Raw genomic sequence first — 23,889 nt, 5'->3', positions numbered from 1 at the left:
TCTAATTCCCCCCCTCTATAGTTACTTCCTTACCTGGTTTTTCATTGTTATGAAACAATTCTATTACTTCATCCCAGCCTTCACCATCTATTAACATTAACCCTGCTTCTCTAACTGTTATACCCTTGTTTGTTGCTAATTTGTAAACTACATGACCAGCACCTTTTCCTATTAATCCTCTTTCCATAACTCCCTCTAGTATAGGTTTCACTTCAAGAGAAGAAAATCCCATTCTAAGCAAAATAGATCTTTCTATTGATGGTGTTGTATTTTTTCTGCCTAGTTCTACCATTGGTTCAACTATTTGGCTTGCTAATTGCCAGAATCTATCCTTTAGTTGTTGATCACTTAGTTCTTGAAGATGTTTTCTTCTAACTTCAAAATCATCTTGTCTTTTTTCCATATATATCCCCCTCATTTATTTACCACTAAACTATGGTTTTCACCTATTTATATTTATTTAATAGCTTTTATTTCAAATTATCTAAAACTTCTATTACAAACTCCTTAGAGCTCTTTGTCTCTTTCATTAGAAATTCAATATCTTCATTACTTAAATTATCAACATTATTTATTTTATTGTTTAGTACACAATTTTTTATATAAGATTTTCTTATTCTGTTAATATCAACATCTACACATTTTAATAGTTCTGGCCTTTGTGGTAGAATTAAATTTTCACCAGCTATTTCATCCTTTGGATTACCAAATTTTATTTCTATTCCATTTTCTCTGGCAAAAGTAAGTTGAGGATTAATATGTTTTCCAGCTCCTGTGTATTCAGTTTCTTGAACTACTATAATTTTGTCCTCATCTAATTCCTGCGCTAATGAAAATGCTGCTGTTAAAGATGTATTTCCTGCAGGTCCTCTTTCAATACCTTCCAACTGTGCCAACAACTCAGTTATATAAAATACCTCTCCCTGTTTAACTAACACATATCTGTCCATATATCTAAGTGGTCTGGCTGCTGATCTAGGAACATCAGATCTATCTGGCCATGTGCAAAATGGTATTCCAAATCCTGTATGTCCCGTAGTAAAGGATTTTCTATTAAACTGACTATCACTAGCCATATGTAATCCTTTTAGGTCAACGCTTGCTCCTACTACTTGACTATTTAATGCATTCGCTTTTATTAAACCTCTTGCTGTACCTGTAAGATTACCGCCACCTGCATTAGTACAAACAACCACATCAGGATTCTTACCATATTTTTGTTTGAATTGAGTAGACAGTTCATCTCCTAAAGTTTCAACACCCGCTATACCAAATGGAGAATATAAAGAAGCATTAAAGTATCCCGTTTCCTCAAGTAAAACTAAAAATGTATAAAATAACTCTGGTCCAACTGTTAATTGAACAACTTCTGCACCATAAGCTTCACATTTTCTTGCTTTTTCTATAATTTCTGGTTGACCTATTCCCTTAGAATCATAGCATTCTTGTACTATTATACATTTTAGTCCTTGCATAGCTGCTTGAGATGCTACAGCTGCACCATAATTACCACTAGTTGCTGCTATTACACCTTTGTATCCCATTTTTTTAGCATGATATACAGCAGTAGCCGCTCTTCTTGCTTTGAAACTACCAGAAGCATTCATTGCCTCATCTTTTATAAAAATTCTAGCCCCTTTTCCTTTTGGAGCACATTTTCTTGCTAAAGCAGTTAAATTTTTAAGTTCTATTATAGGAGTGTTTCCTACTGCATATTGTGATTGAATAGATTCTATTTCTTCCAATGTGTATCCAGTTTCGTTCATCATTTTTTCATAATCAAATCCAATGCCATCTTTTTCAAAGGAAGAATAATCTATTCCTATGGCATTTTTCATTATTTCATTTTTTCTTCCCATAACAGCTTCATAACTCATATCTTTTTCTAAAACACTGCTACTCATTATCCTCACCTCCAAATAATATTTCCTTTGCTTGAATTCCTATTTGAAGTAACTCTGGTATGCACTTACCATAGTCATGAGTATAATATGGGTTTACTTGAACTAAATTTCCTTTTACAAATCTTCCTGTTATAGTTTTCACCTCAACTAAATCCCCTACATCAGCATCTTTTTGTATAAACCCTTTAACCCACATTTCCAATGGCACTTTCTTAGTATCATCTGGAACTTGTGGTGCTCTTTCATCAGGAGTTAATACTAGGTTGTGTATGATAACCCAATCATTGCATTTAGCATCCATTTTGTTTTCCCCCTTTAACCACTATCTACTTTTTAAACTTCTATTTTATATTTCTACTTTTACATCTTCTTCTAATTCAACTTCTATTTGATTTCTTACATCACCCATTATGGCTCTAGGTACTGGTATATCTAACATAGTTTTTAGACCTGGTCTTGCATTTATTATTAGAGGTATAGAGTTTACTATCATTGCATATGTTCCTATTCCTCCAGGTATTTCAGGATTTATTTGTAAATCTATATTTGGTATTCCTTTTATTGATATGTAGTCTCCTGTCTTAGTTCCTTCAGCTTCTGGTATTATTTGTTGTGGATGTTCCATTTCTACCAAAACTTCTCCATTTACATAGCCGTATCCACATTGTCTACAACCAGCAACATTTCCTGCTAAAGCTTCTCCATATTTAGATTTTCTATCTACTGTAGTCGTTATTGGCTCTTTTGTTTGTTCTATTTTATCTAATTTCCATCCTAATCCATCTGCAATCATATTTATTGATTCTACAAAGCCCACATGGCCTGCTATTGTATTGTTTTCTACACCTTTTAAGAACTCTTCTTTAGTTACACCAACTCCTTGTTCTACCATAACTGCTTTTCCAAATGGAGATAAATCATTTACTCTTTTAGCACTTATGCTCTCAACTTCCTCACAAGTTCCTGATAAAGCTAAAACTAATAAATCTAACACAAAACCAGGATTTATTCCTGTTCCTAAAACACTCACACCATTTTTTTTTGCAACTTCATCCATTTTTTTAGCTAAATCTGGATCATCGGCTTGTGGATATGCCATTTGTTCAGCCGTAGATATAACATTTATTTTTTTTTCTAATAAATAAATTATTTTATCAAAAGCTTTTTTTGTAAAAGAGTCAGTTGCTAATAAAACAACATCACAACTTTTTTCTGTAAAAGCTTCTTCATAATTACCATTTATAATAACTTCACTTCTATTTCCTCTTTCTATTTGCAAAATATCATATATGCTTTTACCTGCAGTACTTCTGCTACAAACTGATGTAATTTCCATACCTTCTTTTTTTAATATCATATTTGCCATTCCTGTTCCCATTGCTCCAAATCCCCAAATTCCTATTCTTACTTTTCTCATAACTATATCCTCCCAAATAAATTGTTTTAATTTTCTTACATTTTTATGAAGCACAAATTATGCCAACTTTAAATTATCAACCTTAATTTCTTTTCAAACCTTTTGTCTAGCTCATATATTTATTATTTTTACTTTTATATTTTTCTTTAATTAGTTTTTTGAAATAAAAAAAGAGCAAAAAATTTTGCTCTTACGCAAATTTTTTTGCTCTTTTTATTTATTAAAATTTTTTATGTTATACTTTTTCATTTTATATTGCAAATTTTGCCTATTTATTCCCAAAATAGCTGCTGATTTACTAATATTATATCCAGTCTTTTCTAAAGATTCTATTATATACCCTTCTTCAACGTCTCCTATAATATGATCTAATGTTTTATACTCTAGGTCGTCTAAAGAATACTCCTCATTTATTTTTTTTTCTTTTAAATAATAGTATTCATTTAAATGAATCATTTCAGGAACTATATTTTTTTCATTATCCATCATACTCATAGTAGAATATATTACATTTTCCAATTCCCTTACATTTCCTTGCCAGTTATGTTTTTTTAAATAGTTAATACTATCATAAGATATACCTTTTACATTTTTATTCAATTTTTTATTATATTTTTTAATAAACATATCACAAAGTAAGGAGATATCTTCTTTCCTTTCTCGCAATGGTGGTATTTCTATATTTATTACATTTAGCCTATAATATAAATCTTTTCTTATTTTGTTTTCATTTAATATTTGAGTTGGACTTTCATTTGTTGTTGCTATAACTCTAACATCAACAGGAATATCTTTTGTTCCTCCAACTCTTCTAACATAACCTTCTTGTAATACTCTAAGTAACTTTGCCTGTAACATCATTGGCATTGAGTTTATTTCATCTAACAATAAAGTTCCTTTATCAGCTTGTTCAAACAAACCAGGTCTATCTACCGCACCTGTGAATCCTCCTTTTGTAGTTCCAAAGAGAATTCCTTCAAATAAAGATTCTGGTAATGCTGCACAATTTTGAGCAATAAAAGGATATTGCTTTCTACTACTAGCATAATGTATAGATTGGCTAATTAATTCTTTGCCCGTTCCAGTTTCTCCATATATAAAAACTGCGGCATCTGACTTGCTGGCTTTCTCACATTTTTTAATGGAGGCTTTCATCAACTTACTATTTCCTACAATATCTTCAAACCTATATCTTCTGTATGTTTTTTTTTCTTTATTTGTTGAATTTTTTTTTAGGTTTATGATTTGTTCAGACATAGTTTCCATTGTTGTAACATCCTTGCATATCTCTAAAGCTCCTATAAAGTCATTTCCATTTATAATTGGGATTGTAGTGTTTATTGTAGTAATTTCTTTTCCATTTTTATCAACATATCTTTGCATATTATTTTTTATGGTCTTTTTTTTATTTAATACCTCTAATAATGTGCTATTTTTTATATTTATTTCATCAACAATATCCATAAACGACTTATTCATCACATAATTTTTACTCATTTTTTCTATTTTTTCCATGTAGTCATTGTAAATTATAGTTTTTCCATTTTTATCTATGAAATGTATCCCCTCGTCAATATTTAATAATATTTCCCTCATTAATATTTCATACAGTTCTAAATTCAATAACTCCCCCTCCAAAATAAGCGACTTAATTATGAATTTTATTATTTTTATATAAGGTCATTTATTTCATTTATATAATTTATCACCACCCCATTTAATTCTTCTTGAAATACCTTATTTTCGTCAAATGGTACTTCATCACTATTACTCATGTAAACATTTGAAATTAATTTAGTGTTGATACATTTAAAGAACAAATCCATTACAAGTTGTCCACCTAAAAACTGATTTTCATATGCAGGTTGGCCTCCCACAGCTATAAACATTCCTCTACGTTCTTTTTTTACATCTATAGATGGTTTCTTTAATATGTATTTGCTTGAGTAAAAAACCTGTGTTCTATCTACTAATGTTTTCACCTTTGTAGAAATACTTTGGAAAAACATAGGGCTTACTACAATAGTTCCTATAGATTTATCAAAAGCTTCATATAGTGGTGTCATATCATCTTTTATAATACATTTTCCAGTTCTTTCACAGTATCCACAAGCTGTACAGTAGTCAATATTCATTTTATAAATATTTAATACTTCGTAGTTAATCTTATTTTCTTCTAATTTTTTAGTTATATTTTCAATTATTTTACTACAATTTTTACTTCTTCTTGGACTACCATTAATAATTAAAACTTTATTATGTTTATCCATAATTCCTCCTAAATATTTTTTAACATTAAAATTAAAATATCATCATCAAAATTGTCATTTCCAGTAAATTTTTCTGCTTCTTTTTTTAAGTTCTCTACAATTTTATTTTTATTGTTTTTGTAGTTATTTTCTACAAAACGCTTCAACCTATCAACACCGAACTCTTCCTTATCGTTATTCTTAATTTCTAAAATCCCATCTGTAAACATAAATATCATAGGATAATTTTCTACACTAAAAGTATTGCTATGATACTCTCCCTCAGGTAATACTCCTATAGGAATTCCCTTTTTACAATTAAGACTCTCTACTACTTGGCCATTCTCATCAATAATTATAGGACTGTAATGACCTGCATTAGAAACAGATAATATATTTCTTTCCGTATCAAATACATTTATTAAAGCTGTAGCAAATACACCCATTTTATCAAACTCTTCATATAATATTTTATTTAGATGAGTTGCTATTTCTCCAGGTGTTTTATATTGATAGCATAAGGTTTTAAATGCACCTTTAATCATGGCAACCATGTAGTTTGCCACTATACCATGGCCCATAACATCTGCAATAATATAAGCCACTCTTTTATCATCGATTTTGTGGGAATAATAAAAATCTCCACCTACAACTGTTGCAGGTTTATGATAAAATTCCAATTCTTTTTCATTGTTACATTCCATCTTACTATCGTTCATTATAAGCTTTTGTTGTTTATTAAGAATATTTAATTCTTTTGCAATTAACTTATGTTTTACATTTTTTTCACTATAGTCATAAAGTTGCATAGCAACTGTAACCTGTTTAGACAATATACTCAATATATTTAAATCATCATCTTCATATTTCTTTCCGTCTGTACATAAAATTACACCAATAGACTCCAATTCATTAGACAATTTGTAAAATATATATGTATCTACATTTAAGTTTATTTCTTTTGATTGCTCTCTATCGTTTACATACTGACCTTGAACATTTTTTGATAAAAGCAAGTTAACCGTATCTTCCATATTAGAATCTTTTTCATCCAATTTGCAGTAAGACCTAAATATTTTATTTTTACAATTGATTTTATCTATTAATATAACTGAATCTTGACTCTTTGTAGTTTTTTTAGCTATATCACTTAAATGAACTAAGAACTCATCTATATTTTTATTTTGATAAAGTTTTCTTGTAGCTTCACTTATCAATTCTAGAGCACTTCTAAGTTTATCAATCACAAAATTCTTTTGGCTATTTTTTTCTGTTATTTCTATAGATAAGGCTATTAATGAAGCTACGGAAGATACAAAGTCTATATCCTCATCTTTCAAAATATCGTCTTCATCTAAGAAACATGTCATAAACCCTACTACTTTTTTATTATATATTAAAGGAAATACAACTCTTCCTGTATATTTTTCAAGCTTTGCTAAATCTCTTTCCTTTACAGCTCTTTCATCTTCAAATACATTTTTTATATAAATTATTTTTTTAAATTCTACTGCATCATGAATGTACTCTGGATAATCTTCATAAAAATCAAACTTTACGCCTTTAGCTTCATCAGATTTAAAAGTTTCTCCTATGTAATCTAAACTATTTGAACATACTAAGTAAGCATGCTTATAATCACTATTATAAAATAAGTTAACACACGCTTTTCTCGGAAAAACCACTTCAAGCATTTTTTCAATTATTTTATCCTTTATATCAAAAAAATTAGTAGATTCTGTAACCAACGAAGATATATCTACTAAATTTTTAATTTTCATACTAATATTGGTCATAAGTATACACCCTTCCCTCATATAAGATTTACTTTTTTATAAAACTTATTGTAACATAATATTATTTATTTATATAGATAAATTACCTTTTTGCATCTTTATGAATAAATATATATTATTTCAATCATCATAATTTAATTATACTTCACATATTAGCTTTAAATCTAGTTACATAAAAAAATGGGTATATTTATTCATATACCCAAAATCAAAATATTTGTTTATCCAATTTTATAATTAAAAATCATAGACACTTCTATTGCTTAAATCCTTCGTATATATTTCTAACTGTATAAATAAATACTATTATAAAACTTATACCTATAAAATAATTAAACCCTGTAAGCAAGCTTATAATAATAAGAGTTATTAATAAATTAATTCCTCTCTTTCCATTTTCATTCATAAAATTATTTGCTGATATTTCTATATTGTTTTTTACATTTTTAATTGCTTCTTTTACTTGCTTTTCATAACTAACTTTATAAACTAAATAAGTTACTTCTACTAATAATACTCCTACACCAAGAAGCATTTTAACACTAAATGATAAATAAAGGATAAACAGTGCTAAAATTATTTTTAATCCTTTAAATAAATAGCTATCTATTTTTAATGTAATATTTCTAAATTCTTTACATCCTTTTCTAAGTTCATAATCTTTGTTTGGCATATTGCTCATTTTTGTTTTTACCACTTCTGAGTAAAACAGCTTAATTATACTATTTATCATAATTTCACTTCCTCTTAATATTTATTTCTATTATTGGTAAAATATTGAATTTATATACTTTAAGACTTAAATTATGAATTTTTCTGCAATATTTAAGATAATTTATATATAATAAAAAATCCACTTACTTCATGTCACAAACGAAATGCCTTTGAGCAACGTGTTGGCAAATAATTTTGATATCACTTTAAGCCACTGGGTGGGCGCTATGAAATTTTAGGCAACTTCGTTACTCAAAATATAATTATGTTTTTTAATTAATTGAGTATATTTTTTAATAAAATATTTTAATATAAGTGTTTATATGTTTTAATTTTCTGACAAAAAGTATGCAAACTTTAAATATGGCAACAATAGTATATAAGAACTTATTATGAAAATAGGAGTGATCCCTTATGGAAATAAGAGAATTAGACTTAGAAACACGCAATAAGATTTATAGTCACACCAAAAGCGTTTTGAGAAAGTACCAAAAGGGGATAGTTACTGGCAAATTAACTGCCGATAAGTTTGCACAAAATATTTTATGCGATGATTCTATTAATGATATATTAAGTGAAGATTTATTAAAGGAAGAGGATTTTAAATCTTCTTATATAGAATACATAAATACTCTTATTGATATGCAAAATGAAAACTTAGCAACTTGTCGCAAAAGAAAAAAGGAAAAAAAGAAAGTATCCCCACCCAACATTTCTCAAAAAGTAAAACTCAAAAATCTTTTATTAGATGAAGGCTATGATTTAATTATTCCAATGCAATATCTAAATGGCAATGATATGGATAATATTATCCAATATGTTGAAACAGGAGATATTGAATTAGGCAATGAGAGAATCTACAATTACATACGAAAAACTAATTTTAGTTAAAAAAAAAGCACTACTAAACTAATTTTTAGTAGTGCTTTTAAAATTTCAATTTTTATTTATCCCATAGCTTTTTCTAACTTAGATAAATGTTGTATAGGATAATATCTTAATAATTCTCTAAATTGTTCTACACTTAATCCTTCTGTAGTAGTATATATTTTTATCTTTCCATCTACATCTGCATTAATAAAGTCTTGTTTAATTTTGTTAAAATCTAATACTGCCATAATAACACTCCTTATGTATTTAATATTTTACATCTAGAGTTATTTTAACCAAGACATGTATTTTTATTTATTTTTCTATGCAAATGGGAAAAAACCTAAATGTTCTAATAATATTTTAATACCCATTAATATTAAAATAACCCCTCCTGCAAATTCTGCTTTTGATTTATACTTTGTTCCAAATACATTTCCTATTTTAACGCCTATGGCAGATAAAATAAACGTAACTATTCCTATAAATAATACAGCCGGTATAATATCTACTTGTAAAAATGCAAATGTCACACCTACTGCTAGAGCATCTATACTAGTAGCAATAGCAAGCATAACCATGTTTTTCAATCCAAGTTGATTTACTTCCTCTTCTCCTACAGCAGCTTCTGTTAAATCTACAATTCCCCCATCTTCATCCTTTTCCATAGACTCTCTTATCATGTTTATTCCTATAAATGATAATAAAATAAATGCTATCCAATGATCTATGTTAGTTATATAGTCCTTAAATTGTATTCCTAGTATAAATCCAATAAGAGGCATTCCTCCTTGAAAACCTCCAAAGTATAGACCAACTTTTCCACACTCTTTAAAAGTAACCTTTCTAAGAGATAATCCTTTACAAATTGATACGGCAAAAGCATCCATGGAAAGTCCTACTGCTAATATGAATAACTCAATTAAACTCATATTTTTCCTTCCTTCCGTTTATTAAATTTTAATTCTACTTTGATATATTCTTCCCAAAATTAACTCCATTAAGCCACAGTGTGAACTGTAAATTTTCTACATCCAACCATCTATCTTTGCTAATTCAAATAAAAAAAGACCCACCTATAGCTTTGCTATAGATAAGTCTCATCATTCAAAATAAAGCCAGATAGTATAACTATCAGTATGTTGACTTTATTACACTGAAATTTCAGTGCCAACTACTCCCTTATCAAAGTATTATTTATTTTAATATATTTTCTTTTATTAGTCAATATAACCTTTATTTTATATTTTTAACAGTTTTTACAATATAATTAATATAAAAATAAAGAGGTAAGTAAAAAGGACTTATTCCTTTTTACTTACCTCTACTTTTAACTATATATTATTTATATTTTCTAATTATTGTTGACCTTTTCCAGCCATTTGTTGTTCTGCCATTTCAACAAGTTTTTTAGTCATGTATCCACCTACATAGCCATTTTCTCTAGCTGTAAGATTTCCTTTATCAACTTGTTGATAGTTAGACATACCAAGTTCATTTGCTATTTCTAATTTCATTTGATTTAATGCAGCTTTTGCTTCTGGAACTACAGTTGTATTATTGTTATTGTTAGTTGCCATGTTATTACCTCTTTTCTTTTTTAATATTTGTTTCTAATACTATTATGTTACAATTGAGATTTAACATGTATGCAATTTTTGACAAAATTTTTAACAATTGGTTCCAGCTAAATAAGCTGTTGAATAAGCTATCTGTAGATTAAATCCTCCAGTATATGCATCCACATCGATAATCTCTCCTGCAAAGAAAAGATTCTTTATAATTTTAGATTCCATAGTACTGGAATTAATTTCATTTACTTTTATTCCTCCTGAAGTTACTATAGCTTCTTCTATTGGTCTATATCTCTTTACAGTAAAAGTAAGATTTTTTAATAAATGAACTAAATTTAACCTTTGTTTTTTAGATATTTGATTTACTTTTAAGTGTCTCGGTATTTCACTTAATTCAATTATTATTGGTATAAGTTTTTTTGGAAGTAAATCATCTAATGAGTTTTCAAAGTTTTTATTTGTGTACTTTGTAAAATCTTTAATAATTCTTTTATCTAACTTTTCCTCATCTAATGCTGGTTTTAAATCAAGATTAATTTTGTAATTTTCTTTACTAGTATCCTTCATTCTGCAACTAGCAGATTTTATTATAGGTCCATCTAGACCATATTTTGTAAATTCTAGTTCACCAAAGTCATCATATATTTTTTTATTTTTGCTATTAATAACAGTTATTGCCACATTTCTAAGTGATAATTTTTCTAAACCTTTAACAAAATTTTCTTGTACTTCAATACCAATCAAAGAAGGTTTTGGACTTATTATTGTATGTCCTAAAGACTTAGCAAACTTGTATCCATCTCCTGTAGATCCCGTAAGAGGATAGCTCATGCCTCCCGTAGCTAATATTACACTGTCACATTTTATTACTTCATTATTGTTATAAATAACTTTTTCGATTTTATTCTCTTTTGCTATAATCTTGTTGACCTTAGCGTCTAATATAATCTTTACTTTTTTATCTTTAATCTGTTTTTCTAAAGCTTTTACCACGTCTAGGGCCTTGTCACTTTCTGGGAATACTCTTTTCCCTCTTTCTGTTTTAGTTGCAAGGCCAAGGGAATTAAACATAGTTATTGCATCATAATTTGTAAATGTATAAAAAGCACTATATAAAAATTTACCATTTGTAGGTACATTTTCTATTAATTCTTCCACATCACAATCATTAGTAATATTACATCTTCCCTTTCCTGTAATTAAAAGTTTTCTTCCTAATCTATGTTGTTTTTCTAAAAGTATAACATCGGCTCCATTATCAGCTGCAGTTGATGCTGCCATCATTCCAGCCGGTCCTCCACCTATAACTACTACTGTTTTCAAATAATCATCCTTCCTTATAAATAGGGAAATTTATGCTAGTTTAAATAGTTTGAATAATGCTGGAGCACCTGCCACGCCCCAAAATACTACAATTGTATATTTTAAATATTTGATAATATTAATTATCTCCTCTGTTTTATTAACTATTAAAGTATCTTGCACATAATTAAGAAATAAATAAACTGCTAATAATGATATTATCCCTACTACAAATCTAAGTATTTTTTTGCCTAAGCCTTCTTTTTTTGAAGGATTTTTAGCAAATATATTTTTTCTTCGAGTCTCATTTTCTGTACTAAAGTTAATAAAAGTATCTTCTACCATGTAACCTAGCGCGAAGCCTGTATAAAGACCAAACATCTTGTATAAATCTTCTCCACCAATAAAATATGTACAAACTCCAAATATCAATATTAAAACTACCAATATATAGTAATTTTTACTATCATCTATGTAGTCAAATAACTTTATAAATATTATACTTAGAACTATGCCAAATCCCCATGCAACAATTACGTCCATTGGCCAATGAACACCTAAGTATAACCTTGATATTCCTGCACCAATAATCATTAATATTCCTATAATATATATCCATGATTTTCTAAATAAATACATCATAGAAGTCCAAAAAGTTGTAGACGTTTGAGTATGCCCACTAGGAAAAGAATATCCTGTTGCAGTTTCTATTCTTAAAGATTGTAAACCATCTGTACCTATAGGTCTTGGCATTTTAACGTAATTTTTAACCCCTGCATTTATATTTAAACTTCCACAAAGAGCAAATAAAGTTCTTTGCCCTGCTTTTTTATTTATACACCAATATATTACCCCTGTTAATACGGTTATTACCGGCACTTCTGTGCATATAGTAAAGAATGTAAATATACCTGTAAGTAACTCATTTCTTATACTTTGTAAATACATTAATATGTCCAGTTGAGATCCCATAATTTACCACCTTTCAATAAAATACTTCTTCTTCTCTATTTTACATAATTTTTCAAAATAAATATATATCTTTTGACAATAAATATAATATTTTGTTATTTTTCTTATAATTTACATTTCGAAATATGCTAAAAGGAGTATAAGATTCACTCTTATACTCCTTTTTTATTATGTTCTTATATATCTTCAACAATACCTATATAAGGAAGATTTCTATATTTCTCAGCGTAATCTATCCCATATCCAACTATAAATTTGTCCTCAATTACATATCCTACATAATCAACTTTAATATCTGATGTTCTTCTTTCTGGCTTGTCTAATAATGTACAAAGTCTTAATGATTTTGGTTTTCTAGTTTTTAAAGCTGCAACTAATGAGCTTAAAGTTAAACCTGAATCGATTATATCTTCTACTATTAATACGTTTTTATTTTCTATATCCACATCTAAATCTTTTATTATTTTAACTGTACCTGATGAAGCAGTTGATGTTCCATAGCTTGAAACAACCATAAAGTCCATTCTTACATCTAAATTTATCTCTCTTATTAAGTCAGCACAAAAAACACTAGCACCTTTTAATATTCCAACTACTAGTAATTCTTCTCCAGCATAATCTTTTTCTATTTGACTTGCTAGTTCTTTAACTTTGCTTTTTAGTTCTTCTGCTGAGTATAAAACTCCATTTAATTTATACATAATTTCCTCCCAGTAATGATGAATCATATTTATTATAACATATATTTTGCCTTTTTCAAGCATTTTCATTCGTGTTTTATATTATATTTTTTTGTAAAATATTTCATTTATTGTATTAGTACAATATTCTTTTTATTTTTGTACATATCTACGTATATTTAATTTATACTATACTATATTAAGAATCAAAAAAATTGGAGGGCTAATTATGAGTGTAAATCATGGCGCTAATTTATATGATTTGTCAAAACAATATGGTTTTTCAAAAGATGAATTTTTAGACTTCAGCTCTAATATTAATCCATTTGGCACATCAACTTTAGCTAAGGAATATGTAATTAATAATATAAATATGGTATCGGTTTATCCTGATCCAGAATATGTGGAGTTAAAAAAATCAATTTCGTCTTATTGCAATTGTAATAAGGATAATATGGTTTTAGGAAGTGGTGCCACAGAACTTATTTCTTCCTTTATAGGTACTATTGCTCCTAAGAGGGCAGTTCTTCTTTCTCCAGCATATTCAGAGTATGAAAAAGAACTAAAAAAAATTGATTGTGAAATAATCAAATATTTTTCTAGGCAGCACAATGATTTTAAAGTAAATCCAGTGGAGTTTTTGGACTTTATAAACAAGCATGAATGTGATTTAATCATCATATGCAATCCTAATAATCCAACAGGCTTCTCTTTTTCTAAATTTGAAATAGAAATTATACTAAAAAATACCAATGCTTTTGTTATGGTAGATGAAACATATATTGAATTTACAAATACTAGTATTTATTCTTCCACATCCTTAGTTGATCAATATAATAACTTATTTGTAATTAGAGGAACTTCTAAATTTTTCTCTACACCTGGTATTAGATTAGGATATGGCTTAATTGGAAATGAAGATATAAAAAATCAAATCAACAAAAATCTTGACTTATGGAATATAAATGTTATTGCTTCATCTATGGGCGAAATAATGTTCACCGATAATAATTATATCCAAACTTGCGTAAATATAATTTTGGACGAGAGAAATTATCTATATAATTCTTTATGTGAATTTAATAATCTTAACGTTTATGAAAGTAAAGGCAATTTTATATTATGCAAATTAAAAGATAAAACCATAACAGCCAGTGAACTTAGAGAAAAGTTGATACCTAAAAAAATTATAATAAGAGACTGCGACTCTTTTGATGGTTTAGATGAATACTTCTTTAGAGTATGCGTCTTAAAACCAGAAGACAATAGATATCTTATTAATTCTTTAAAAGAAATTTTATATTAATTTATAATAATAAAAGGACATATTATATGTCCTTTTATTATTGCTTAAAATTATAAAAAATTCGCTTCAGGCAACGACCTTGCTCAAAATACATTTTTTACTTATTTTCATTTAAATATTTTATAATAGCGCCTTTTGCAGCTTCATCTGCTAAATCATTGTACACACTTTCATTACTATGTGCCTTTACTTTTACAAAACAAATATTCAATTTTTCACTCATTTTTTCCATATATCTTACATATTCCTGAGTGTACTCATTCTTTGCCTGCCACTCACCACTAGCCCATAAAGCTATATTTTTTAAATCGTGATAAATAGCTATATTTTGTTTTCCTAACTCTTTTGCCTTATTTATAGCAACTTTTACAGATTCTAATTCCCCCACAATATTCCATTGGTCCCATTTGTCATATCCCGCATTGTAGTAAGTATCATGAGAATTATTATTAGGGTCAAGTACAATTACTCCAGATCCAAAAATTTGATTTCCTCTATCATAACTTCCATCAACAAAAGCAATAAATTCATAATCATTAATAATTTCTTCTGGATTTATATATGATTTATAAGTTTTAACTTTTGCTGTACTTCTAATTGGCTTAACGTTATAACCTTCTTTTAGTTCTTTTGTATTTGTAGTAGTCTTTTTCTTAACTGATGATTTTTCCTTTTTCATAACTGCTGTATTAGTATCACCAATAAAAGCTATAGCTTCTTCCATAGTTGGAAAGCTTTTGTATTTTGCTCCTTTATAACCGGTTACCTGTGCAGAGCAGTCAGCCCAAGTAAAATATATTCCTGGTGTTTTTCCAACTTTAACTGCATAGTACTTCTTTTTAGACATATTAAAATTCCTTTCATTTATGCATTATAAACACATATTATAATATCATTAATAATACTAAATTATATAATTAATATCTATAAGAATTATTTATTTTCTCAAAAACATAATCATTTGCATGGACAAAATATTCCTTTGTTCTTTCTTTCGCATGCTCTATAGTATCATAATCGATAGTATTAAATATTTCTTTTAATATGCTCTTCGTTGATTCTAGCTCTTCTATATAAACTTTTTCAGCAAAATTTTTACTCATATTTTTCATTTGTAGAAAAACTTGTTTAAGAGTTTTTACAGTTTCTTCAACAAATTCCAGTTCAATATTTCCTGCCAAAAATGCTTCTTTAAGTAAAAAAATATTATAAGAATTTTCTACTCCTAAATTTCTAACAAAATCATCAATAGTATAATTATATTGATTGTATTTATCCATTTTTTTATATTGCTCAATCATTTCTAATGAAAATTCTATATCTTTATAATCCTGGGAAAGCTTCTTATAATAATCGTAGGTGTTTTTGTTTGTACATGAAAAATATATAGTTTCTAGGTCTTTGGAATCATATTTTTTTACCATTTTCCACGCTGCATAGTAGGCTATATTAGCTGATTTGTCTAAAGGAAACTTATTATTTCCTGAACTGATTGAAGAAATTGCTATTGTTTTATTATCATATTCCACTGCCATATCTATAGAATTTTTATAACAGAAATATAACAAATGACATTCATCTTCATCTCCACCTTCCCATTTAGGTGTGCAGGTGTGAACTATACTCTTTACATTTAAATCATATCCTTTTGTAATAATGCTATGACCTACTTGGCAAGTTCCACTTTTGGATAACTTCTTCCTAAGTTTTTGCCCAGCAGTCTTTTGAATTAACTTATCCAGTCCATCACTGCCACTAAAATACTCATCCGTTGGATTTATGATGGCATCTACTTTAATATCTATAACTTCATCTTTTACAATTTTAATTCTGTTATCTATACTGTCCATATATACAACCCCCTTTCAACAATAAATTATTTACTTCTCATACATTTTCTATAAAAAAGTATAGAATCCCTTTTTATTATCGACCCTACAATTTAATTATAAACATTTTTGTTAAAATTATCATAAGCTAAATAGAAAAAGTTAGACAAATCTAACTTTTTCTATTTATAATCCTCTTCCTCCAGACCTATGGAAAGTTCCATATAAGATACATTTTTATATTTATACATTACCTTTTCCAAAAAAATATTCACTATACATTTTAATATTCTCATGTCCTGCCTCCGGTGATTTTAGCCACATCTAACATTTACATTTTAAGCGTAATATATATTATGAAAAATAAATATCCAGGTTCCTAATAATGAAAATTATATAAAAATCAACACTTAAGAACATATATTTTAATATAAAATTGTTTATAATATCCCATATTTCATAATAATAGAAATATATGATAAAATGTTATAAAAAAAGGAGTTTTTATAAATGGCAGATTTTAAATATGATATAGTTGAAAATTTAGGAGTATTATCTGAAAATACTAAAGGATGGACAAAGGAGTTAAATCTTATTAGTTGGAATGGTGCTAAGCCAAAATATGACTTAAGGGACTGGGGTCCAAATCATGAGAAAATGGGAAAGGGAATTACATTAAGTAATGACGAATTTGAAGCCTTAAAAGAAATAATTAATAATTTATAAATTACTATTTTTAAATAAATTTAAATTAAAAGAAAAAGCTAATTTTAATAAGATGTATATTTTTATTAAAATTAGCTCTTTTATTATAATAAATAATTATTGTTTTACACTTTAGTAAGTTCTGTTTTTTCCTCATTTGATTTAACACACAAAGTTATAACTTTTCTAAATTCAACTTCGTTTAATTTGGCATTATCATATATTTTTGATACCCACATTTTACTATCTCTTATTTCCTCTATAGGACTGTATTTTCCTAACCACTTCTGAGAACTATCAAATTCATCATCATTATATATTGTAGAAATTAAACCTTCTTCTAGTCTGTGCCTGTCTTTTAAGTCTTCCACTTCAAAACATACAAATTCAAACCTTTCTTTCATATAATTACTAATTTTTTCTTCTAAACTCGATTCTACTTCCATATTTCTAAGTTTAGAATATCTATTTTCATTAACTTTATCATTAAAGTTTATATTCCAAATATATAAATAGTCATGTTCATTATAATGTAAAATAGACTTTCCTATATTTTTTCTAAAAAAGCTACTATCTTTAAATCCATTTTTATAGTGATTTTTAATTCTAACAATTAATTTATTATCCTTGTCATGAGTGCCTATTCTTACAATCCTGTTCATACCTTTGTATTTTTCTTTTTTATCTAACACTACATAAATACCATTGGTAAAAGGAATTTCATCAAAATTATTGTGATTATATTTTTTCATCGAATTAAAAAGTATATGTAATTTTTCAACATATGAAGTCTTACCTCTGTTTTCTTCATTTAGTTCTTCTCTTAAAAAATTTATCTTTTCTTCTACTGATAAGTGTGCCAAAGGCATGTCTACATTGTTTAAAAATTCCACATAGTTTTTGTAATAGTTTTTATCTGCTAAAATAATATATTCATCTTCATGTATATTCGTAAAATTGTTCAATTTTTTCAAGATTTCCAGTGACCATAGTATATTTTCCATTTCACTTGCAAAGCTAGACGACTCGTTATAAGACATGGTATAATCCCTTTCTTTCACAAGACCATATTTTGATGTTAATATATAAACTTCATCTGCAAGTTTTTTCCCATAATCCATAGATAACTTAAATAATTGACTCTCTTTATCTATATCCTTAACTAAATTAAATCCAGTTTTTTTTCCATTAGCACAGGATATTAGTACAATTTTACTCAATAATATCTCCCCCTAATTTATAATACATAAAACATTATTCCAAATAAGTGAGCTATACTTCCAAGCAACACAAATACATGGAAAATACAATGCATGTAACTTTTATTCCTGCCTATGCCATATAAAACAGCTCCAACTGTATAGAATATTCCTCCTACTAAAATATACATAAATCCATTCCAAGTAAGAGCCTTAATAGCTACAGGAACTACTACAACTATTCCCCATCCCATTATTAAATTACATATCATAGAAAATACAGCATATTTTTTTAAATCAATTGCATTAAATATGATTGCGATTATGGCAAGTGACCATTCTACAATAAATATACTCCATCCTACTATTGGATCTACCTCTCTTACAGCGCAAAGTGCAATAGGTGTATATGTGCCGGCTATCAAAATATAAATAGCACAGTGATCTAAAACCTGAAATACTCTCTTCGCCATTCCATCTTTTAAACCGTGGTATATGGACGACATAGAGTATAGTAATATCATTGTTATTCCATATACTACTGATGTGGCTATTGCCATTATATCGTGATGCCATGCTGAAATTACTACACACAATATTAAAGCTATTACGCCCATAGCACCACCTACTATATGAGATATATAATTGAATCTTTCCTCTGCTATAGAATAGTTAGGTAACTTTCTATCACTTAATTTTGTTCTCATATTATTCCTCCTACTTTTTTTCAAGTCATTTCTGTTTAGAAATATACATTTTATACACACTAATTATAGTACGATTTCTAACTTCACAATTCCTTCTTATACAGAAATCTCATTACTAATTTAAATTAAGTTACCACAATTTATTTTGAATGTCAAAAATTTGGCTTTACAATGTTTTTTCATGATGATAGTATATTTTATAGTAAGCAATAATTGGAGGATTAAGAAATGATAAAAATAGTATGCGATAGTATTTCTGATTTACCACAAGAAATACTTGAAAAATATAATGTTGATATAGTACCTTTAACTGTGATTTTTAACGATAAAGAATATTTAGCTGGAGAAAATTTAACTACAAAAGATTTTTATAAAATACTTAGAGAAAGTTATAGCATGCCAAAAACTTCTCAGGCTACTTATGTACAATTTAAATCTGCATTTGAAAAATACGATGAAAATACACAAATAATTTATATCTCTGGATCTTCAATAGCATCTGGAACTTATCAAAGTGCCATGTTAGCGAAAAACGACGGACATGACAATGTTTCTATTTTTGACACAGGAAATTTATCTATAGGGAGCGCTTTATTTGTAATAAAAGCATGTGAAATGGTTGAAACGGGTTACTCTGTTAATGACATTCTTTCAACTTTAGAAAAACATAAAAATGAAGTTGAAGTAGTCTTCTCTGTAGATACTTTAGAATATTTAAAAATGGGTGGTAGAATTTGTTCTACTAAGGCTGCACTTGGAAATCTATTGTCAATTAAACCTATTTTAGAAGTTAAGGATGGTTTAGTGTCTCAAAAGTCTCAAGTTAGGGGTAAAAAGCAAATTTACTCAACTTTGGCAAAAACCATAGTAAATAGATTTGGTAAAGATTTAAAAGATAAGACAATCATTTTAGGTTGTGGAGACAATGATGACGATTTAGCAATAATGAAAGAAGCTTTGGAAAAAGAAGGAGAAGTTAAAAATATTTATTTTGTTAATATAGGATGTGTTATTTGTTCCCATTCTGGACCAGGAGTTATGGGAATATCTTGTATGTAATAAACTGCAAAAAAAATCAAAATAGACTTAGATAGCTGCCAAGTATACTATCTAAGTCTATTTTGATTTTTTAATAATACGGCTATTAATATGTTTTTCGAGTAAACATATTGTAGTCCAAGTCCAAGTAATATTTTTTAATCCTTTATACCAAGATAAATACTAATTAAGTATTTATAACTATAGTATACTCTACCCATAACTTTATGTATGTTGTTTAAACAACACTATTTAAGAATTTCAAATTCGTTTTTTCTAAATTTTATAATTCCCTCTTTTTGCATCAACGATAGTTCATGGGATAACACACTTCTATTTACACATAAGTAGTTAGCTAATTGGTCTCTATCAAAAGAAATTCTAAACTTATTAGAATTTTTATTGTTTTTTTGAATTAATAAGTAAGTCATAATCTTATCTCTTATACTTCGCTGAGACACTAATTCTATTTTATGACATTTTTTTGCACAAGTATTTGCTAAACAAGTAATAATATTTTCATACATATTACAAGAATCTCGTTCAGATAAAATTATGGCTTTTTCCAATATTTTTTTATCAATTTTCAAAATAAAAGATGGTTTTGTTGTATAAACATTGTAAAAACTATTTTGAGATGGTGTACCTAATATGTCCAAAGCAAAAACCTCATGAGTTTGCAATTTAGTTAATAAACTTTCGCTACCATCAGGACAATACTTACATACATTAACTTCCCCTTCTAGAATTACTCCTAAATAGTCAATATGATCATCTTCTTTTATAATCATTTCGCCTTTTTTTATAAATACAACTTTATATGCTAAAGAAGATAAGAATTTTTTAATAGCATCTTTTTCTAAATTTTTAAATATTATAGAATTTGAACATATTTGTGTAACTCTATCTTCATTAAAATCCATCATAGCAACCACCTCATTTCTCTTAAGTAATTATAGCATTTTTGTATACAAAAATGCATAGTTTGAAGCATGAACTATTATCTAAAAAATAAAAGTATGTTGTTAAAACAACACACTTTTAAATTACTCATTACACTATATAGTTTTTATTTAACTTTTATACTTTTTGAAGATGATGAATATCCACTTCTATACATTTTAACTGTTATAGATTTTCCTTTTGATTGTTTTTTTATTTTCATTGAGTATGTTCCATTTGATTTAACAGTAGCTTTTCCTATTTGTTTATTATTAACATAAGCTTTTACTGTTGAACCCTTTGAACCTTTTCCATTTATAGTATTTTGTGTTGATTTTACAGAGTTTATAGTAAGTTTCTTACTGAATGATTTTTTAACTGTTACAGTTTTAGATTTAGTATTATAACCAGTTTTATACATTTTAACTAAAACTTTTTTTCCAGAAGATTGTTTTTTTATCTTCATTGAGTATGTACCGTCTGATTTTACTGTAGTTTGTCCTATTTTTTTGCCATTAGCATAGGCTCTTACTGTTGCACCACTTTTCCCTTTACCAGTTACTTTTGTTGAAGTTGATTTTACTTGATTAACTGTAAATGTAGAAAAATTAGCATTTTCTACCCAAGCTAAAGCTAACTTAGAACCATAACCTGACTTTTCCATTTTAACTAATACTCTAGAATATTCTTCTTGCTTAGGAATAGTTAATTTATATGTTTTATCTGATTTTACAGTTGTTGTATATGTTTTATTACTCTCTGTCATAACAGTTACTTTTGCACCAGCTACACCTGTTCCTGATAAAGAAGTAGTACCTGGAATTACTTTTTTTACAGTAAATGGTGACATTGTTTTTAAATTTTTTATTGTATTTGCGCTAACTGTGTAATCACCTTTAGTTGAAGCAACTACAATTATATACTTCCCTTTTTTCAATTTTAAGTTTGTATTATTAGATGTTTTGCTTGTTTGGTTTGACATTGTATCAACCCAAATAGGTGAAATATCATCATAATTCATTAGGTCATCTTCATCCATTGCTGAGTTTGCATTTACTACTGAAATACCAAACATTTTTGAAGTTGATTTATAACTAAGATCTATACTCTTATCAGTAGTTAAATTTAATTTATACATGATTAAAGATAAATCTCCATCAACAGTATATTTTTTTTCAGTATCCAGCTTTATATTCGTAAGTTTAGCTTCTAACTCAGCATCCTCTTTAAGTAAGATATCACTTAAAATATCTTCCATTCCTGTATTTTTTGGTATTGCATTTCTTACCTCATCTGCGAAAGACGGTGCTGTTATACTTACTATCATCATAAGTGATAGTAGTAAAGATAATATTTTTTTCATTCAAATTTCCCCCTTATTGAAAAGCTTTAATTTGAACATACCACATATATAAATATAAATTCCATAATTCTTTCAATATTGTAACTAATTTGTCAAAAATAAACAGGTGAGCTTACCATAAACTCACTTACTCTACACTTTAATCCACCACGTTGACGCTATGAAATTTCAATTTATGTCAGTAATTATATGCATGTTCTTATTTAATTTTAGTCTATTTTTTTAAAATGTTCTGAATTTTCTTGTTAATATACAATCGACAGAATTTCTTCAAAGTGACTTTATCACTGTATTTCATATATAAAAACATTATAATACTTTTATATCATTGAGGAGGAAATTTAAATGGCGAAAATAAAAAGAAAAGCAATTATAGATAAAGATTACTGTGTAGCTTGTGGTACTTGTGTAAAAGTATGTCCTTTTAATCTAATACACATAGAACAAGGTGTATTTGCAGAAATAGACTTAGATAAATGTGTAGGATGTGGAAAATGTGCAAAATCATGTCCTGCGTCGGTTATAAATATAGAAAAAGTGGAGGCGGAATAATAATTATGAATAAGAATAAAAAGAAAAAAACTTTTAAAGATTATATGTGGATTATAAGTGTCACATACTTAACATTAGGGTTTTTCAATATATTATTTGGTTGGCTAGGTGTATTATGTTTCTTAATACCTTTAATAATCTCTTTAAGTGGTCATGGTAAAACTTATTGCAATACTTACTGTGGTAGAGGTCAAATGTTAGATTTAATGGGTAATAAATTAAAATTATCCCAAAATAGAGATATACCTAAATTTTTAAGAAGTAAGTGGTTTAGATACGGGTTTTTAACCTTCTTTATGACAATGTTCGTTGTTATGTTATTTAATACTTATTTAGTATTTAATGGAACAAACGCTCTAAAAGAAGTTGTAAAATTAATTTGGACTTTCAAAGTTCCTTGGGCATGGACTAATACTAGTATGGTAACTCCTTGGGTAGCCCAATTTGCCTTTGGATTTTATAGTATGATGTTAACATCAACAATCCTTGGAATAATAACAATGTTATTGTACAAACCAAAATCTTGGTGTGTTTATTGTCCAATGGGAACTATGACACAATTAATATCAAAAGCAAAATACACTAACAAAAGCAATACATCATATAACAGTTGTAGTAGCTGTTCTAGCAAAGTTAGTTAAAAAACTATTTAAATATAAAACTTGTCATGAATAAAATGTAACTGTCTCAAAAAGATAGTTACACAAAAAGGATGAACTCATATGAGTTCATCCTTTTTTTGTACAATTTAAATATAAAGATCATTTTAA

26 protein-coding genes are annotated in these 23,889 nt (G+C 27.5%); 6 read left to right on the top strand and 20 right to left on the bottom strand.

All coding sequences use genetic code 11. From position 1 onward, the window contains the following. Position 1: 1 nt before the first annotated feature. The 8 genes from K0040_RS00540 to K0040_RS00505 all read right to left on the bottom strand — a co-directional run bounded on the left by K0040_RS00540 (position 2) and on the right by K0040_RS00505 (position 8,099). Positions 2 to 403, bottom strand: a complete 402-nt coding sequence (locus K0040_RS00540; protein ID WP_228107035.1) for an ornithine aminomutase subunit alpha — start codon at positions 401 to 403, stop codon at positions 2 to 4. A 67-nt stretch (positions 404 to 470) separates the two neighbouring features. Next, positions 471 to 1,904 (bottom strand): 2-amino-4-oxopentanoate thiolase subunit OrtB, encoded by a 1,434-nt coding sequence (gene ortB, locus K0040_RS00535; RefSeq protein WP_228107034.1) that lies wholly within the window; start codon positions 1,902 to 1,904, stop codon positions 471 to 473. Continuing rightward, entirely contained in the window at positions 1,897 to 2,205 is a 309-nt protein-coding gene (ortA, locus tag K0040_RS00530) for a 2-amino-4-oxopentanoate thiolase subunit OrtA (protein WP_228107033.1), read from the bottom strand. Before ortA ends, ortB begins: the two co-directional genes overlap by 8 nt. Before the next feature lie 45 nt (positions 2,206 to 2,250). After that, positions 2,251 to 3,321, bottom strand: coding sequence for a 2,4-diaminopentanoate dehydrogenase (gene ord / locus K0040_RS00525; RefSeq protein WP_228107032.1), 1,071 nt, complete (start codon positions 3,319 to 3,321; stop codon positions 2,251 to 2,253). Positions 3,322 to 3,534: 213 nt separating this feature from the next. Next, a complete protein-coding gene (locus tag K0040_RS00520; RefSeq protein ID WP_272491574.1) occupies positions 3,535 to 4,944 on the bottom strand; it encodes a sigma-54 interaction domain-containing protein in 1,410 nt (469 codons plus the stop codon). A gap of 47 nt (positions 4,945 to 4,991) precedes the next feature. Then, the gene (locus tag K0040_RS00515) at positions 4,992 to 5,591 is read right to left on the bottom strand and encodes a flavodoxin family protein (RefSeq protein ID WP_228107031.1); all 600 of its coding nucleotides are present in this window, start codon (positions 5,589 to 5,591) and stop codon (positions 4,992 to 4,994) included. 8 nt (positions 5,592 to 5,599) lie between these two features. Further along, a complete protein-coding gene (locus K0040_RS00510) occupies positions 5,600 to 7,366 on the bottom strand; it encodes a GAF domain-containing SpoIIE family protein phosphatase (RefSeq protein WP_228107030.1) in 1,767 nt (588 codons plus the stop codon). 256 nt (positions 7,367 to 7,622) lie between these two features. Beyond that, positions 7,623 to 8,099, bottom strand: a complete 477-nt coding sequence (locus K0040_RS00505; protein WP_228107029.1) for a hypothetical protein — start codon at positions 8,097 to 8,099, stop codon at positions 7,623 to 7,625. Positions 8,100 to 8,494: 395 nt separating this feature from the next. Here K0040_RS00505 and K0040_RS00500 point away from each other — a divergent pair, with 395 nt between their 5' ends. Beyond that, positions 8,495 to 8,971 (top strand): hypothetical protein, encoded by a 477-nt coding sequence (locus tag K0040_RS00500; RefSeq protein WP_228107028.1) that lies wholly within the window; start codon positions 8,495 to 8,497, stop codon positions 8,969 to 8,971. 56 nt (positions 8,972 to 9,027) lie between these two features. On the opposite strand, the gene K0040_RS00495 is transcribed toward K0040_RS00500, so the two are convergent. The 6 genes from K0040_RS00495 to hpt form a co-directional block, all read right to left on the bottom strand. Further along, a complete protein-coding gene (locus K0040_RS00495) occupies positions 9,028 to 9,198 on the bottom strand; it encodes a hypothetical protein (RefSeq protein WP_228107027.1) in 171 nt (56 codons plus the stop codon). Positions 9,199 to 9,273: 75 nt separating this feature from the next. After that, positions 9,274 to 9,882 (bottom strand): manganese efflux pump MntP, encoded by a 609-nt coding sequence (locus tag K0040_RS00490; protein WP_228107026.1) that lies wholly within the window; start codon positions 9,880 to 9,882, stop codon positions 9,274 to 9,276. Positions 9,883 to 10,308: 426 nt separating this feature from the next. Further along, positions 10,309 to 10,530, bottom strand: coding sequence for an alpha/beta-type small acid-soluble spore protein (locus K0040_RS00485; protein ID WP_228107025.1), 222 nt, complete (start codon positions 10,528 to 10,530; stop codon positions 10,309 to 10,311). A gap of 90 nt (positions 10,531 to 10,620) precedes the next feature. Next, positions 10,621 to 11,847: a BaiN/RdsA family NAD(P)/FAD-dependent oxidoreductase gene (locus K0040_RS00480; RefSeq protein ID WP_228107024.1), complete on the bottom strand. Its 1,227-nt coding sequence runs from the start codon at positions 11,845 to 11,847 to the stop codon at positions 10,621 to 10,623. A gap of 30 nt (positions 11,848 to 11,877) precedes the next feature. Then, positions 11,878 to 12,798, bottom strand: a complete 921-nt coding sequence (locus K0040_RS00475) for a phosphatase PAP2 family protein (RefSeq protein ID WP_228107023.1) — start codon at positions 12,796 to 12,798, stop codon at positions 11,878 to 11,880. A 176-nt stretch (positions 12,799 to 12,974) separates the two neighbouring features. After that, positions 12,975 to 13,499 (bottom strand): hypoxanthine phosphoribosyltransferase, encoded by a 525-nt coding sequence (gene hpt / locus K0040_RS00470; RefSeq protein WP_228107022.1) that lies wholly within the window; start codon positions 13,497 to 13,499, stop codon positions 12,975 to 12,977. 208 nt (positions 13,500 to 13,707) lie between these two features. Between hpt and K0040_RS00465 the strand changes: the two genes are divergently transcribed. Beyond that, a complete protein-coding gene (locus K0040_RS00465) occupies positions 13,708 to 14,784 on the top strand; it encodes a pyridoxal phosphate-dependent aminotransferase (protein ID WP_228107021.1) in 1,077 nt (358 codons plus the stop codon). Between the two features lie 97 nt (positions 14,785 to 14,881). Here K0040_RS00465 and K0040_RS00460 read toward each other — a convergent pair whose 3' ends face one another. Together K0040_RS00460 and K0040_RS00455 are read right to left on the bottom strand one after the other, a co-directional pair. Beyond that, a complete protein-coding gene (locus K0040_RS00460; RefSeq protein ID WP_228107020.1) occupies positions 14,882 to 15,631 on the bottom strand; it encodes a ribonuclease H1 domain-containing protein in 750 nt (249 codons plus the stop codon). A gap of 70 nt (positions 15,632 to 15,701) precedes the next feature. After that, complete coding sequence (locus K0040_RS00455) at positions 15,702 to 16,634, bottom strand: macro domain-containing protein (protein ID WP_228107019.1); 933 nt, start codon at positions 16,632 to 16,634, stop codon at positions 15,702 to 15,704. A gap of 489 nt (positions 16,635 to 17,123) precedes the next feature. On the opposite strand from K0040_RS00455, the gene K0040_RS00450 reads away from it, so the two are divergent. Further along, positions 17,124 to 17,339, top strand: a complete 216-nt coding sequence (locus K0040_RS00450) for a YdbC family protein (RefSeq protein ID WP_228107018.1) — start codon at positions 17,124 to 17,126, stop codon at positions 17,337 to 17,339. A 104-nt stretch (positions 17,340 to 17,443) separates the two neighbouring features. Here K0040_RS00450 and K0040_RS00445 read toward each other — a convergent pair whose 3' ends face one another. Both K0040_RS00445 and trhA read right to left on the bottom strand, forming a co-directional pair. Beyond that, positions 17,444 to 18,538 carry a GIY-YIG domain-containing protein gene (locus K0040_RS00445; protein WP_228107017.1) on the bottom strand — a complete coding sequence of 365 codons (1,095 nt, stop codon included), beginning with the start codon at positions 18,536 to 18,538 and terminating at the stop codon, positions 17,444 to 17,446. A gap of 17 nt (positions 18,539 to 18,555) precedes the next feature. Continuing rightward, a complete protein-coding gene (gene trhA, locus K0040_RS00440) occupies positions 18,556 to 19,224 on the bottom strand; it encodes a PAQR family membrane homeostasis protein TrhA (RefSeq protein WP_228107016.1) in 669 nt (222 codons plus the stop codon). A 228-nt stretch (positions 19,225 to 19,452) separates the two neighbouring features. Here trhA and K0040_RS00435 point away from each other — a divergent pair, with 228 nt between their 5' ends. Then, entirely contained in the window at positions 19,453 to 20,283 is an 831-nt protein-coding gene (locus tag K0040_RS00435) for a DegV family protein (protein WP_228107015.1), read from the top strand. A gap of 227 nt (positions 20,284 to 20,510) precedes the next feature. Here the strand turns inward: K0040_RS00435 and K0040_RS00430 are convergent, their stop codons facing one another. Next, positions 20,511 to 21,188: a Crp/Fnr family transcriptional regulator gene (locus K0040_RS00430; RefSeq protein ID WP_228107014.1), complete on the bottom strand. Its 678-nt coding sequence runs from the start codon at positions 21,186 to 21,188 to the stop codon at positions 20,511 to 20,513. Positions 21,189 to 21,331: 143 nt separating this feature from the next. Next, complete coding sequence (locus K0040_RS00425; protein WP_228107013.1) at positions 21,332 to 22,567, bottom strand: Ig-like domain-containing protein; 1,236 nt, start codon at positions 22,565 to 22,567, stop codon at positions 21,332 to 21,334. 345 nt (positions 22,568 to 22,912) lie between these two features. Here K0040_RS00425 and K0040_RS00420 point away from each other — a divergent pair, with 345 nt between their 5' ends. Both K0040_RS00420 and K0040_RS00415 read left to right on the top strand, forming a co-directional pair. Beyond that, entirely contained in the window at positions 22,913 to 23,119 is a 207-nt protein-coding gene (locus K0040_RS00420) for a DUF362 domain-containing protein (RefSeq protein WP_228107012.1), read from the top strand. Positions 23,120 to 23,124: 5 nt separating this feature from the next. Next, positions 23,125 to 23,760, top strand: a complete 636-nt coding sequence (locus K0040_RS00415) for a 4Fe-4S binding protein (RefSeq protein ID WP_228107011.1) — start codon at positions 23,125 to 23,127, stop codon at positions 23,758 to 23,760. The last annotated feature ends 129 nt before the right edge of the window (positions 23,761 to 23,889 follow it).

The organism is Terrisporobacter petrolearius, from assembly GCF_020748185.1.
GTDB lineage: Bacteria > Bacillota > Clostridia > Peptostreptococcales > Peptostreptococcaceae > Terrisporobacter > Terrisporobacter petrolearius.
This window is presented reverse-complemented; position numbering and strand designations above follow the sequence as displayed.